Origin of the sequence: Promicromonospora sp. NFX87, from assembly GCF_048564965.1 — a bacterium.
In the GTDB taxonomy this organism is placed as follows: Bacteria; Actinomycetota; Actinomycetes; order Actinomycetales; family Cellulomonadaceae; genus Promicromonospora.
Map to the genome: position 1 here is coordinate 1 of NZ_CP183413.1, position 13,228 is coordinate 13,228.

10 protein-coding genes and 3 rRNA genes are annotated in these 13,228 nt (G+C 65.6%); 7 read left to right on the forward strand and 6 right to left on the reverse strand.

Features of this window, described 5'->3' with window-relative positions:
• Window positions 1–232 precede the first annotated feature (232 nt).
• The 4 genes from ACNYC2_RS00005 to ACNYC2_RS00020 all read left to right on the forward strand — a co-directional run bounded on the left by ACNYC2_RS00005 (window position 233) and on the right by ACNYC2_RS00020 (window position 7,210).
• Window positions 233–1,754: ribosomal RNA gene (locus tag ACNYC2_RS00005) — 16S ribosomal RNA — on the forward strand.
• 588 nt (window positions 1,755–2,342) lie between these two features.
• A 23S ribosomal RNA gene (locus ACNYC2_RS00010) occupies window positions 2,343–5,462 on the forward strand.
• 149 nt (window positions 5,463–5,611) lie between these two features.
• Window positions 5,612–5,728 (forward strand): 5S ribosomal RNA (rrf, locus tag ACNYC2_RS00015).
• The 16S, 23S and 5S rRNA genes sit together here, the layout of an rRNA operon.
• A 225-nt stretch (window positions 5,729–5,953) precedes the next feature.
• Window positions 5,954–7,210, forward strand: coding sequence for an AGE family epimerase/isomerase (locus ACNYC2_RS00020; protein WP_419705100.1), 1,257 nt, complete (start codon window positions 5,954–5,956; stop codon window positions 7,208–7,210).
• Between the two features lie 29 nt (window positions 7,211–7,239).
• Here ACNYC2_RS00020 and ACNYC2_RS00025 read toward each other — a convergent pair whose 3' ends face one another.
• Genes ACNYC2_RS00025 through ACNYC2_RS00040 form a run of 4 tightly spaced genes read right to left on the reverse strand, consistent with a single transcriptional unit; the run spans window position 7,240 to window position 10,299 of the window.
• Complete coding sequence (locus ACNYC2_RS00025; RefSeq protein WP_419705101.1) at window positions 7,240–8,322, reverse strand: sulfate/molybdate ABC transporter ATP-binding protein; 1,083 nt, start codon at window positions 8,320–8,322, stop codon at window positions 7,240–7,242.
• Complete coding sequence (locus tag ACNYC2_RS00030; RefSeq protein WP_419705102.1) at window positions 8,319–9,086, reverse strand: ABC transporter permease; 768 nt, start codon at window positions 9,084–9,086, stop codon at window positions 8,319–8,321. Before ACNYC2_RS00030 ends, ACNYC2_RS00025 begins: the two co-directional genes overlap by 4 nt.
• Window positions 9,083–9,892: a molybdate ABC transporter substrate-binding protein gene (modA, locus tag ACNYC2_RS00035; RefSeq protein WP_419705103.1), complete on the reverse strand. Its 810-nt coding sequence runs from the start codon at window positions 9,890–9,892 to the stop codon at window positions 9,083–9,085. Before modA ends, ACNYC2_RS00030 begins: the two co-directional genes overlap by 4 nt.
• Window positions 9,889–10,299 carry a TOBE domain-containing protein gene (locus ACNYC2_RS00040; RefSeq protein ID WP_419705104.1) on the reverse strand — a complete coding sequence of 137 codons (411 nt, stop codon included), beginning with the start codon at window positions 10,297–10,299 and terminating at the stop codon, window positions 9,889–9,891. The genes modA and ACNYC2_RS00040 overlap by 4 nt, the downstream gene beginning before the upstream one ends.
• Window positions 10,300–10,410: 111 nt before the next feature.
• On the opposite strand from ACNYC2_RS00040, the gene ACNYC2_RS00045 reads away from it, so the two are divergent.
• The 3 genes from ACNYC2_RS00045 to ACNYC2_RS00055 all read left to right on the forward strand — a co-directional run bounded on the left by ACNYC2_RS00045 (window position 10,411) and on the right by ACNYC2_RS00055 (window position 12,481).
• A complete protein-coding gene (locus tag ACNYC2_RS00045) occupies window positions 10,411–10,869 on the forward strand; it encodes an RrF2 family transcriptional regulator (protein ID WP_419705105.1) in 459 nt (152 codons plus the stop codon).
• Between the two features lie 185 nt (window positions 10,870–11,054).
• Window positions 11,055–11,987 (forward strand): sulfite exporter TauE/SafE family protein, encoded by a 933-nt coding sequence (locus ACNYC2_RS00050; protein ID WP_419705106.1) that lies wholly within the window; start codon window positions 11,055–11,057, stop codon window positions 11,985–11,987.
• Window positions 11,984–12,481 (forward strand): MogA/MoaB family molybdenum cofactor biosynthesis protein, encoded by a 498-nt coding sequence (locus ACNYC2_RS00055; protein WP_419705107.1) that lies wholly within the window; start codon window positions 11,984–11,986, stop codon window positions 12,479–12,481. The genes ACNYC2_RS00050 and ACNYC2_RS00055 overlap by 4 nt, the downstream gene beginning before the upstream one ends.
• Window positions 12,482–12,509: 28 nt before the next feature.
• Here the strand turns inward: ACNYC2_RS00055 and ACNYC2_RS00060 are convergent, their stop codons facing one another.
• Together ACNYC2_RS00060 and moaC are read right to left on the reverse strand one after the other, a co-directional pair.
• Window positions 12,510–12,749, reverse strand: a complete 240-nt coding sequence (locus ACNYC2_RS00060; RefSeq protein WP_419705108.1) for a MoaD/ThiS family protein — start codon at window positions 12,747–12,749, stop codon at window positions 12,510–12,512.
• Window positions 12,746–13,216 (reverse strand): cyclic pyranopterin monophosphate synthase MoaC, encoded by a 471-nt coding sequence (gene moaC / locus ACNYC2_RS00065; RefSeq protein ID WP_419705109.1) that lies wholly within the window; start codon window positions 13,214–13,216, stop codon window positions 12,746–12,748. The genes ACNYC2_RS00060 and moaC overlap by 4 nt, the downstream gene beginning before the upstream one ends.
• Window positions 13,217–13,228 lie beyond the last annotated feature (12 nt).

Below are 13,228 nucleotides of genomic sequence, written 5' to 3' on the forward strand. Positions count from 1 at the left end.
GAAGCGATCGGAAGATTGCGGATCTGACGGTGTGCGTCGGTTGTTTGAGAACTCAACAGTGTGCTTGATAGTCAATGCCAATGTTTTAACCCCTTGCGGGTGTGGCATCGTCTGACCGTCCGGTTAGTCGGGTCGCATCATGTGGGGGTTGTTTTGGACAGATCTTAATCATCAGATTGGTCTGGCCGGTATCATTGTTCACGCTCACTTCGGTGGGTGTGGATGTTTCTCTTTTACGGAGAGTTTGATCCTGGCTCAGGACGAACGCTGGTGGCGTGCTTAACACATGCAAGTCGAACGGTGAAGCCCAGCTTGCTGGGTGGATCAGTGGCGAACGGGTGAGTAACACGTGAGCAACCTGCCCCCTACTTCGGGATAAGCCTTGGAAACGAGGTCTAATACCGGATATGAGCACCGACCGCATGGTGGGTGTTGGAAAGTTTTTCGGTGGGGGATGGGCTCGCGGCCTATCAGCTTGTTGGTGGGGTAATGGCCTACCAAGGCGTCGACGGGTAGCCGGCCTGAGAGGGCGACCGGCCACACTGGGACTGAGACACGGCCCAGACTCCTACGGGAGGCAGCAGTGGGGAATATTGCACAATGGGCGAAAGCCTGATGCAGCGACGCCACGTGAGGGATGACGGCCTTCGGGTTGTAAACCTCTTTCAGCAGGGAAGAAGCGAAAGTGACGGTACCTGCAGAAGAAGCGCCGGCTAACTACGTGCCAGCAGCCGCGGTAATACGTAGGGCGCAAGCGTTGTCCGGAATTATTGGGCGTAAAGAGCTCGTAGGCGGTCTGTCGCGTCTGGTGTGAAATCCCATGGCTCAACTGTGGGCTTGCATCGGGTACGGGCAGACTAGAGTGCTGTAGGGGAGACTGGAATTCCTGGTGTAGCGGTGGAATGCGCAGATATCAGGAGGAACACCGATGGCGAAGGCAGGTCTCTGGGCAGTTACTGACGCTGAGGAGCGAAAGCATGGGGAGCGAACAGGATTAGATACCCTGGTAGTCCATGCCGTAAACGTTGGGCACTAGGTGTGGGGCGGGTTCCACTCGTTCTGTGCCGCAGCTAACGCATTAAGTGCCCCGCCTGGGGAGTACGGCCGCAAGGCTAAAACTCAAAGGAATTGACGGGGGCCCGCACAAGCGGCGGAGCATGCGGATTAATTCGATGCAACGCGAAGAACCTTACCAAGGCTTGACATGTACGAGAACGCGTCAGAGATGACGAACTCTTTGGACACTCGTACACAGGTGGTGCATGGTTGTCGTCAGCTCGTGTCGTGAGATGTTGGGTTAAGTCCCGCAACGAGCGCAACCCTTATCCTATGTTGCCAGCGGGTCATGCCGGGGACTCATGGGAGACTGCCGGGGTCAACTCGGAGGAAGGTGGGGATGACGTCAAATCATCATGCCCCTTATGTCTTGGGCTTCACGCATGCTACAATGGCCGGTACAGAGGGCTGCGATACCGTGAGGTGGAGCGAATCCCAAAAAGCCGGTCTCAGTTCGGATCGGGGTCTGCAACTCGACCCCGTGAAGTCGGAGTCGCTAGTAATCGCAGATCAGCAACGCTGCGGTGAATACGTTCCCGGGCCTTGTACACACCGCCCGTCAAGTCACGAAAGTTGGTAACACCCGAAGCTCACGGCCCAACCCGCAAGGGAGGGAGTGGTCGAAGGTGGGACTGGCGATTGGGACTAAGTCGTAACAAGGTAGCCGTACCGGAAGGTGCGGCTGGATCACCTCCTTTCTAAGGAGCTCATCTCCACCAGGCCCCACATAGTGGGGGTCGCCGACCGGCTCTTCGGAGCACGCGTTCACTCTTCACCGGGTGGGGCGAGAGTTGGTGCTGGTGGCAGAGGCCAGGCCCAGGCCGTACGCGTCTGGGTTGGTTGCTCATGGGTGGAACATTGACGAAGAGTCGCCCTGTCCGGGCTGACTGCTAGTACGCCAGGTGGTGTCTCCCTCGGGAGGTACGCACGGGTTGGAACGTGGTCTTCTGGGTGGTGGGGGTTCGCCAAGCACACTGTTGGGTCCTGAGACAACCGGCCGGCCTGCTCCTTCGGGGGCAAGCAAGGTTGTGTGTTTCTGGATCGAGTACGGGTCACGAGGTTCGTGTCATACCCGCTCACGCCGGCTGGTCTTGGACTGGTTCGGATGTTGGGTGTGGTGGTGCGGGTTTGCCTGGTGGGTTCGTCCGTTGCTTGAGAACTGCATAGTGGACGCGAGCATCTTTGAAATTTTCCAAGATTGCGATCGCGAAACTGTTGGGCCATAGGCTTTCGGGTTTGTGGTTCCTTGTTTTGTGGTCATCTTGGTTTCTGTGATTGTAGTGTTGCCTGAAGTTTTTAAGGGCACATTGGTGGATGCCTTGGCACTAGGAGCCGAAGAAGGACGTTGTAGCCTGCGATAATCCTCGGGGAGTTGGCAGACGAGCTGTGATCCGAGGGTCTCCGAATGGGGGAACCCAGCCGAAGTCATGTTCGGTTACCCGCGCCTGAATGTATAGGGCGTGTGGAGGGAACGTCGGGAAGTGAAACATCTCAGTACCGACAGGAAGAGATATTCCGTGAGTAGTGGCGAGCGAAAGCGGATGAGGCCAAACCGTATGCGTGTCAAGCTGTCAGGCGTTGCGTGTGCGGGGTTGTGGGACCTTCTGGAAGAATCTGACAGTTCTTCAGCCAGTAAGAAAGTCGTGTCATAGTCGAACCGGGTTGAATACCGGACCGTAGTGGGTGGGAGTCCCGTAGACGAAATGGTGCGGCCTGGTTGAGGGGATCCCAAGTAGCACGGGGCCCGTGAAATCTCGTGTGAATCTGGCAAGACCACTTGCTAAGCCTAAATACTACCTAGTGACCGATAGCGGACAAGTACCGTGAGGGAAAGGTGAAAAGTACCCCGGGAGGGGAGTGAAATAGTACCTGAAACCGTGTGCCTACAATCCGTCGGAGCCTCCTTGGTAGGGGTGACGGCGTGCCTTTTGAAGAATGAGCCTGCGAGTTAGTGCTCGGTGGCGAGGTTAACCCGTGTGGGGTATCCGTAGCGAAAGCGAGTCCGAATAGGGCGATTCAGTCGCCGGGTCTAGACCCGAAGCGAAGTGATCTAGCCATGGGCAGGTTGAAGCGCCGGTAAGACGGCGTGGAGGACCGAACCCACCAGGGTTGAAAACCTGGGGGATGACCTGTGGTTAGGGGTGAAAGGCCAATCAAACTTCGTGATAGCTGGTTCTCCCCGAAATGCATTTAGGTGCAGCGTCGCGTGTTTCTTACCGGAGGTAGAGCTACTGGATGGCTAATGGGCCTCACCAGGTTACTGACGTCAGCCAAACTCCGAATGCCGGTAAGTCGTAAGCGCGGCAGTGAGACTGCGGGGGATAAGCTCCGTGGTCGAGAGGGAAACAGCCCAGATCATCGGCTAAGGTCCCAAAGCGTGTGCTCAGTGGGAAAGGATGTGGAGTTGCACAGACAACCAGGAGGTTGGCTTAGAAGCAGCCACCCTTGAAAGAGTGCGTAATAGCTCACTGGTCAAGTGATTCCGCGCCGACAATGTAGCGGGGCTCAAGCACACCACCGAAGCCGTGGCACTCACACGTTAGCCCAGCACCAGACTTGTTCTGTGTGTTCAGGTGTGTGGGTGGGTAGGGGAGCGTCGTGTGGGCAGTGAAGTCGCGGAGTGATCCAGCGGTGGAGCCTACACGAGTGAGAATGCAGGCATGAGTAGCGAATGACGGGTGTGAATCCCGTCCGCCGAATGACCAAGGGTTCCAGGGCCAGGTTCATCCGCCCTGGGTAAGTCGGGACCTAAGGCGAGGCCGACAGGCGTAGTCGATGGACAAGGAGTTGATATTCTCCTACCGGCGAAGTACCGCCCATACCGAGCCCGGTGATACTAACCACCCCGGACCTACACCGACACCTTCGGGTGTCATCGTGGGCGAGGCGTGGGACCTGATCCGGTAGTAGGTAAGCGTGTTAACAGGGGTGACGCAGGAAGGTAGCCAGGCGTGGCGATGGTTGTCCATGTCCAAGGTCGTAGCCCGTCCCATAGGCAAATCCGTGGGGCATATAGGGTGAGAGCTGATAGAGACCGTGTATGCGGGAATCTGGTGATCCTATGCTGCCTAGAAAAGCCTCGACGCGAGGGACTAGCCGCCCGTACCCTAAACCGACTCAGGTGGTCAGGTAGAGAATACTAAGGCGATCGAGAGAATCGTGGTTAAGGAACTCGGCAAAATGCCCCCGTAACTTCGGGAGAAGGGGGGCCTGAACCGTTAACCCACTTGCTGGGGGACGCGGGGAGGGCCGCAGAGACCAGGGAGAAGCGACTGTTTACTAAAAACACAGGTCCGTGCGAAGTCGCAAGACGATGTATACGGACTGACGCCTGCCCGGTGCTGGAAGGTTAAGAGGACGAGTCAGCCTTTGGGCGAAGCTCAGAATTTAAGCCCCAGTAAACGGCGGTGGTAACTATAACCATCCTAAGGTAGCGAAATTCCTTGTCGGGTAAGTTCCGACCTGCACGAATGGCGTAACGACTTCTCCGCTGTCTCAACCGCGAACTCGGCGAAATTGCACTACGAGTAAAGATGCTCGTTACGCGCAGCAGGACGGAAAGACCCCGGGACCTTTACTATAGCTTGGTATTGGTGTTCGGTGCGGTTTGTGTAGGATAGGTGGGAGACTGTGAAGCCAGGGCGCCAGCTCGGGTGGAGTCATTGTTGAAATACCACTCTGATCGCTTCGGATGTCTAACCTCGGTCCGTAATCCGGATCAGGGACAGTGCCTGGTGGGTAGTTTAACTGGGGCGGTTGCCTCCTAAAATGTAACGGAGGCGCTCAAAGGTTCCCTCAGCCTGGTTGGCAATCAGGTATCGAGTGCAAGTGCACAAGGGAGCTTGACTGTGAGACCGACAGGTCGAGCAGGGACGAAAGTCGGAACTAGTGATCCGGCGGTGGCTTGTGGAAGCGCCGTCGCTCAACGGATAAAAGGTACCCCGGGGATAACAGGCTGATCTTGCCCAAGAGTCCATATCGACGGCATGGTTTGGCACCTCGATGTCGGCTCGTCGCATCCTGGGGCTGGAGTAGGTCCCAAGGGTTGGGCTGTTCGCCCATTAAAGCGGTACGCGAGCTGGGTTTAGAACGTCGTGAGACAGTTCGGTCCCTATCCGCTGCGCGCGCAGGAAACTTGAGAAGGGCTGTCCCTAGTACGAGAGGACCGGGACGGACGAACCTCTGGTGTGCCAGTTGTTCCGCCAGGAGCATGGCTGGTTGGCTACGTTCGGAAGGGATAACCGCTGAAAGCATCTAAGCGGGAAGCCTGCTTCGAGATGAGGTTTCCATACACCCTTGTGGTGTGAGAGGCACCCAGCAGACCACTGGGTTGATAGGCCGGATGTGGAAGACAGGACTAAAGACTGTCGGAGCTGACCGGTACTAACTGCCGATAACTTCACAACACATCAACACTCTTAATAAGTTTTCGAAGGTTTTGTTTCGCGTCCACTATGCGGTTCCCGAGTCACGGGCACCAAACCCCCGTCACCCGACCACCCTCTTGTGGGTTGGTCGGGGGTGGCGGAGACGGGTTTTGCCTTCTCGATAGTGTTACGGTGGTCTTAGCGTGGGGGAAACGCCCGGTCCCATTCCGAACCCGGAAGCTTAGCCCTACAGCGCCGATGGTACTGCCCTGGAGACGGGGTGGGAGAGTAGGACGCCGCCGGACAACCATTCCCAGCAAGGGGGTGGAGCCAGCACAAACCCGTGAGGGTTGTGCGGGGCTCCACCCCCTTCCTGCATTCCCAGAACACCCGCACACCCAGAACGACTCCGGCAGGAGCGATCACGCAGGAGCAAGGCGCCGGCCAGCAAAGTGGCGGTCGGGAACTCCGGTCGGCCGCGCACCGGGCAAACTTGCCGGGGACACATCGACCGCGGCTATCGTGGCCATGTGAACGCAGACATAACCCGCACCGGCGCGGACTCGACCAGCAACCAGCCCTCGAGCACGAGTGAGTCGGCGTGGCGCAGGGACCACTTCGTCTCGCTGCTGCGTTTCGCCGAGGCGTCGGTTCGTGAGGACGGAGCTGCCTGTTGGCTCGACGATCACGGGCGGCCCGACAGTTCACACCCTGTGGAAACGTGGATCACGTCGCGCATGGCGCACATCTTCGCGTTGGGGCACCTGCTCGGCGTCAGCGGTGCGGACGAGTATGCCGCGCGAGCCATCAGCGGTCTCCAGGACGTTCTGGGCGACGCGGAGTTCGGCGGATGGCTTGCGGCTCGCGGTGAGGGTGACGAGGTCGTCGGCACGAAGCAGGCGTACGCGCACGCGTTCGTGGTGCTCGCCGCGTCGTCCGGCAAGATCGCCGGCATAGCGGGAGCGTCGGACCTGCTCACCAAGGCCCTCGCCGTGCTGGACGCGCGGTTCTGGGAGCCGGAGCAGGAGCTGCACCTGGACGAGCGGTCACGCGACTGGTCCGAGACCTCGGACTACCGTGGTGTGAACGCGAACATGCACGCCGTCGAGGCGCTGCTGGCGGCGCATGCCGCGACCGGAGACGGTTTGTGGCTGGACCGCGCGGCGACCATCGGCGATCGCGTCGTGAGCTGGGCGGAGTCGAACGACTGGCGGATCCCTGAGCACTTCGACGCAGCGTGGAACCCGCTCCTCGAGTACAACGCGGACCGACCCCAGGACCCGTTCAAGCCGTACGGCGCCACACCCGGTCACGGGCTCGAGTGGGCCCGGTTGCTGCTGCAGATCGACGCCGAGGCGGGCGCCTCCGGCCGACGGACCGAGGCCGCCGTCGCACTGTTCGAGCGAGCGGTCGCCGACGGGTGGGACCCCGAGGGGGGTGGCTTCGTCTACACCACCGACTGGACGGGTACGCCGGTAGAGGCGCGGCGCTTCCACTGGGTGGCGGCCGAGGCGGTCGCGACCGCGCAGGTGCTGGGGCGGGTCACCGGCGAGGCACGCTATGCGGAGCTCGAGGCCGAGTGGTGGGCCTGGATTCGGAAGAACCTCGTCGACGTCGAGCACGGCTCGTGGCACCACGAGCTCGACACGGAGAACCGGCCGTCGGGCCGCACGTGGATCGGCAAGCCGGACGTCTATCACGCAGCCCAGGCCGTGATCCTGCCGGAGCTGCCGCTGACCGGCTCGTTCGCGGCCTCGGCACAGCGGGCCGGCCAGATCCTGGCCTGACCGCCCCGCTCGCGGCCGGGCGCGGACCGTCAAGCCGGGTACAGGTCGACCTCGGTCGCCTTGACCGTGAGCCAGACGGAGTCGCCCGGCGCGAGTGCGAGGTCGGCCGCCGCCTGCGGGGTGATGTCCGCGCTGAGGTCTCCGGCCCGGACCCGCACGAGATCGCCGTGCGGTTCGAGGGTGGTCACCGTCACCGGCCAGGAGTTCCGAGGGGAACCGGTCGCGCGGGCAGGGAAGACGGAGACGGCTGTCGGGCGGAACGCCGCGATCATCGGGGTCCCTGCCGTGGGCAGCGCTCGGTCGTTGCCACCGCCGTCGTCGTGCGGCAGGCCCTGCACCACGACGCCGGTCGCCGTGCGGATTCCGCCGTCCTCGTCGGACCAGGTGCCCGCCATGATGTTCAGGCCCGCGATCCGGGCGGCGAACGCGCTCCGCGGCCGGGAGAGCACCTCGCGGGTAGGGCCCTGTTCGACGACGCGGCCGCCGTCGAGCACCACCACCCGGTCGGCGAGCAGGAGCGCGTCCAGGACGTCGTGCGTGGCGATGACGACGGTCCGTTCGCTGAGGACCTCACGCAGCAGGTGTCGCAGCGCCGGCGTGACGTCGACGTCGAGGGCGGACATCGGCTCGTCGAGCAGCAGGAGCCGGGGTTCGGCCGCGAGTGCCCGCGCCACCGCGGCGCGCTGGGCCTGCCCGCCGGAGATCGCGGACGGGCGCCGCCCGCCCAGATCGGCCAGGCCTATCCGGTCCAGCCAGCGGTCGGCCTCCGCGCCGGCCGACCGCTGGGAAGCGCCGCGGGCCCGGGGACCGAACGCGATGTTCTGCCGCACCGAGAGGTGCGGGAACAGCAGGGGGTCCTGTGCCAGCAGGGCCACCTGCCGTGCGTGCGGGGGCACCCAGGCGCGGGTACGGCCGGCCTCGACGTGGGTGAGCGTGCGGTCGCCGAGCGTGACCCGGCCGTCGTACGGGCGCAGCAGACCGGCCGCGACCGCCAGGAGAGTGGACTTGCCGGCGCCGTTGGGACCGAGCAGGGCGACGGTCTCCCCGTCGGCGACCTCGAGGTCGAGCTGGACGTCGCGGTCCGGAAGATGCGCGGAGAGGCTGAGGCTCACAGGGCGCTCCGGCTGCGGCGGGTTAAGCCGATGACGAGCACGGCGACCGCCACGAGGACGAGGGACAGCGCGACCGCCGCGTCCGGGTCGGTCTCCCGCTGCAGGTAGATCTCCAGCGGCAGCGTCCGCGTGACGCCCTGCAGGCTGCCGGCGAACGTGATGGTCGCGCCGAACTCGCCCAGGCAGCGCGCGAAGGACAGCACGGTGCCGGACAGCAGTCCGGGCCACACGAGCGGCAGCGTCACCCGGAACAGGACAGTGGTCGGCCGGGCGCCCAGGGTCGCGGCGACGACGTCGTACCGGGTGCCTGCCGTACGCAGGGCGCCCTCCAGGCTGATCACGAGGAACGGCAGAGCTACGAAGGTCTGCGCCAGCACGACGGCCGTGGTGGAGAACGCGATCTGGATGCCCGCCACCTCGAGCGACTCGCCGAGCAGCCCGCGGCGTCCGAAGGTGTACAGGAGCGCGATCCCGCCCACCACCGGCGGCAGGACGAGCGGCACCAGCACCAGCGAACGCAGCAGGTTGATCCCCGGGAAGCGGGCGCGAGCCAGCACCAGCGCCAGCGGCATCCCCACCACCAGGCACAGCAGCGTGCTCACGGTCGAGGTGCGCAGGCTCAGCAGCAGCGCCGCCACCGACGACTCGCTGCTGATCAGGGTCCAGAAGTTGGGCCAGTCCACGCGCGCCGCCAGCGCCGCGAGGGGGAGCACCACCAGGAGCGCACCCACCGCCGCGACCCCGGCGACCCACCGGGGGATCATGGCGCCGCGAAGCCGGCGTCGGACAGCACCTGCTGCCCCTCGGGGCCCAGCACCGCCTCGACGAACTCCTGGGCGAGCTCCGGCTGCGCGCTGCCCTCGAGCACCGAGACGGGATACACGTTGACGACGTCGTCCGACTCGGGGAACTCGATGCCCTCGACCTGGTCGCCGGCGGCGCGCACGTCCGTGACGTAGACGAGGCCGGCGTCTGCCTCCCCGGTGATCACCTTGTTCAGGACGTCTGTGACGCTCTGCTCCTCGCTGACGGGGGAGAACGAGACGCCGCCCGCCTGCTCGACCCGTTCGGTCGCCGCGCCGCACGGCACCTCCGGCGCGCAGACGACCAGGTTCAGGTCGTCGGCGGCCAGGTCCGCGAGCGACCCGACACCCGCGGGGTTGCCCGGCGGGACCGCGATCATCAGGGTGTTTGCCGCGAAGTCGGCGGGTGTCCCCGCCAGCAGGTCGTCCGCCGCGAGCTTGTCCATGTTCGCCGTGTCCGCCGACGCGAACACGTCCGCCGGGGCGCCCTGCTGGATCTGGGCGACCAGGTCCGAGGAGCCGGCGAAGGACAGCTCCACGGAGACCCCGTCGTGTGCCGCCTCGAAGTCCGCGGCGATCTGCTCGAACGTGCTGGTCAACGACGCTGCCGCGTAGACGGTGAGCGTGCGGTCGGACGGCGCGTCCCCGCCGTCGGCGCTGGGCGATCCACTGCAGGCCGAGAGCGTGCCCGCGGCCAGGAGCCCCGTGGTCAGCGCACCGACCATCAACCGGTGTCGATGCGTGTACCCGTTCATACGGAGCTTCATGCGGAACCTGGCCGATCCTCGGTCTCGATCACGACGTTCGTCGACTTGATGGCGGCTACCGCCACCGATCCCGGCTCCAGGCCGAGGTCGCGCACGGCCTCGCTGCTCATCAGCGAGACGACGCGGAACGGCCCGCACTGCAGCTCGACCTGGGCCATGACGGTGTCGGCCTGGATGGCGGTGACCAGGCCGACGAAACGGTTGCGTGCGGAGCTGCGCAGACCCGGCGGCAGGCCGGGCGGCGAGGCGTGCTCACGCGCCACCATCGCCACCTCGTAACCGTCGACGACCTTGCGGCCGGAGTCGTCGGTGCGGACGCCGAGCAGCCCGCGGTCGATCCAGCGGCGCACGGTGTCGTCACTGACGCCGAGGTACGCGGCGGCCTCTCGAATCCTCATGTGCGGCACACGGGCGACGTTACCACCGAGTATGCGGTCCGATGCCGCCGACTTCCCCCGGTCTGCGGAACCGTCGACGGTCGGAACACCGCCCCCAGGGGTACAGGAGAGAATGGGTACATGAGGATCTCCGCACGAGCCGACTATGCCGTCCGGGCAGCCGCCGAGCTGGCGGCGGCCGACCACGACGGGCCCGTCCGCGCCGAGGCCCTGGCCCGGGCGCAGGACATTCCCCACCGCTTCCTCGAGGGCATCCTGAGCGACCTGCGTCGCGACGGGCTCGTCACGAGCCACCGCGGGGCCGGCGGCGGGTACCGCCTGGCGCGCTCGGCCGACTCGATCACCGTCGCCGACGTGGTGCGGGCTGTCGACGGTCCGCTGGTCTTCGTCCGCGGCACCCGGCCGTCCGACCTGGAGTTCCAGGGTCCGGCCGCACCGCTGCTGCACGTGTGGGTGGCGCTGCGTGCCAACGTCCGCGCGGTGCTGGAGTCGGTATCGCTCGCCGACCTGGTGGACGGCACGCTGCCGGACGAAGTCCGCGCCCTCACGCAGGGCGAGTCTGCGTGGGCCAACTCCTGAACCCGGCGGGAGCCCGGTTCCTGGCCGAATTCTGACGAATCCCAGAGCTTTAACCCGGGTTCGTCATGCGCACTTATCCGACCTGTGAGATGGTCGTTGTTTCCGACCGGGTTAGGTGATTACTCTGGCGCGGGCCGCACTGGTGCGGCCTCCGCCGTATTCCCTGGACCTGGAAGGTCACGACCATGAGAACCCTGATCCTGCTGGCGCTCGTCGGCCTCGGTGCCCAGCTGGTGGACGGCAGTCTGGGCATGGCCTACGGCGTGACCTCCACGACGCTGCTGCTCGCGATCGGCACCAACCCGGCCGCGGCGTCGGCCACCGTGCACCTCGCCGAGATCGGCACCACGCTCGCCTCCGGCGCCTCGCACTGGCGCTTCGGCAACGTGGACTGGAAGGTCGTCGCCCGCATCGGTATCCCGGGCGCCGTCGGTGCGTTCGCCGGTGCCACCTTCCTGTCGTCGCTCTCCACCGAGGTCGCCAAGCCGGTGATGTCGCTGCTCCTGCTGGGGCTCGGCATCTACGTGCTGCTCCGCTTCACCCTGCAGGGCCTGCCCGCGCGTTCGGACAAGCCGCTGCGCCGTCGCTTCCTCACCCCGCTCGGCCTGGTGGCCGGCTTCATGGACGCCACCGGTGGTGGCGGCTGGGGTCCCGTGGGCACCCCCGCGATCCTGGCGAGCGGCCGCATGGAGCCTCGCAAGGTGATCGGCTCGATCGACACCAGCGAGTTCTTCGTGGCCATCGCGGCGAGCATCGGCTTCTTCGTCGGCCTCAGCGGCGAGGGCATCGACTTCACCTGGGTGCTGGCCCTGCTCATCGGCGGTCTGATCGCCGCGCCGATCGCCGCCTGGCTGGTGCGCCTCGTACCGCCGCGCGTCCTCGGTTCGCTCGTGGGCGGCGTCATCATCCTCACCAACTCGCGCACGCTGCTCAACAGCGACTGGATCGCCGCGGGCCCCGTCCTGATGAACACCGTGTACGTGGTGATCTGGGTGACCTGGGCCGCCGCCGTCGCCTGGGCGGTGCGTGCGTACCGTCGCGACAAGGCCGCCGAGACGGCCGAGGCCGCCGAGACGGCCAAGCCCCACGAGCCGGAGGCCGATAGCGTGTCGGTATGACGTCCGACCGGGTAGCGGTGATCACCGTCTCCGACCGTTGTGCACGCGGCGAGGCGGAGGACCGGTCCGGTCCGACGGCGGTGTCCCTCCTGGAGCAGGCGGGGCTCACCGACGTGCACCAGCACCTGGTGCCCGACGGCGTCGAGTCGGTCCGGGACGTGCTGCGCGCCGTGCTCGACGACGGCGCGCGGCTCGTCATCACCACCGGCGGCACAGGGATCGCCCCGCGGGACCTCACCCCCGAGGGCACGCGCGAGGTGCTTGACCACGAGATCCCGGGGATCGCGGAGGCCGTCCGCCAGCAGGGCATCGCGGCGGGCGTGCCCACCGCGGCGCTCTCCAGGGGGCTGGCCGGGATCGCCGGCACGGCCGACGGGGAGCGCGCGCTGGTGGTGAACCTGCCCGGGTCGTCCGGCGGGGTGCGCGACGGGCTCCAGGTGGTGCTCACGCTCTGGCCGCACGTCCGCTCGCAGCTCGTCGGCGGCGATCACTGACCCGAGCGGGTCGGTCGCCTGAACGAGCTCAGCCGCCCGCGAAGGGGGGCAGGACGTCGATCGTCGCGTCGTCCGGGATCTGGGCGTCGTCGGACGTCGTGCGGGCGCCCGCCACGAGCAGGGCGCACTTCGGCAGCACGTCCGCCAGGCGCGGGTGCGCCGCGGTGAGGGCAGCGCGGAGGGCGGCCACCGACGTCGGGCCGCCGAGCTGTTCGGTGGTGACCCCGGCGGCCTCGCGGGCTCCGGCGAAATAGCGGACCGTGATCATGCCGGACGCACCCAGTCGCCCGACTTGCCGCCCGTCTTGCGCTCGAGGCGCACGTCCGCGAGCGAGACGGACTTGTCCAGGCCCTTGACCATGTCGACGACGGCGAGGCCCGCGACCGCGACAGCGGTGAGCGCCTCCATCTCCACGCCGGTGCGGTCGGCCGTGCGGACGGTCGCCGTGATCGTGACGCCCTCGTCGGTGACGTCGAGGTCCACCGCGGCGCCGTGCACGCCGATCACGTGCGCGAGCGGCAGCAGCTCCGGCGTCCTCTTCGCGGCCGCGATCCCGGCGATGCGGGCAACGGCCAGCACGTCCCCCTTGGGGACGGCGCCGTCGCGCAGCGCCCGCACGACGTCGGGACCGCAGCGGACGGTGCCCGTCGCCGTGGCGGAGCGGATCGTCGGCTGCTTGGCGGTGACATCGACCATGCGGGCCTGGCCGCGGTCGTCAAGGTGCGTGAAGCTCACGGGACCAGGGTG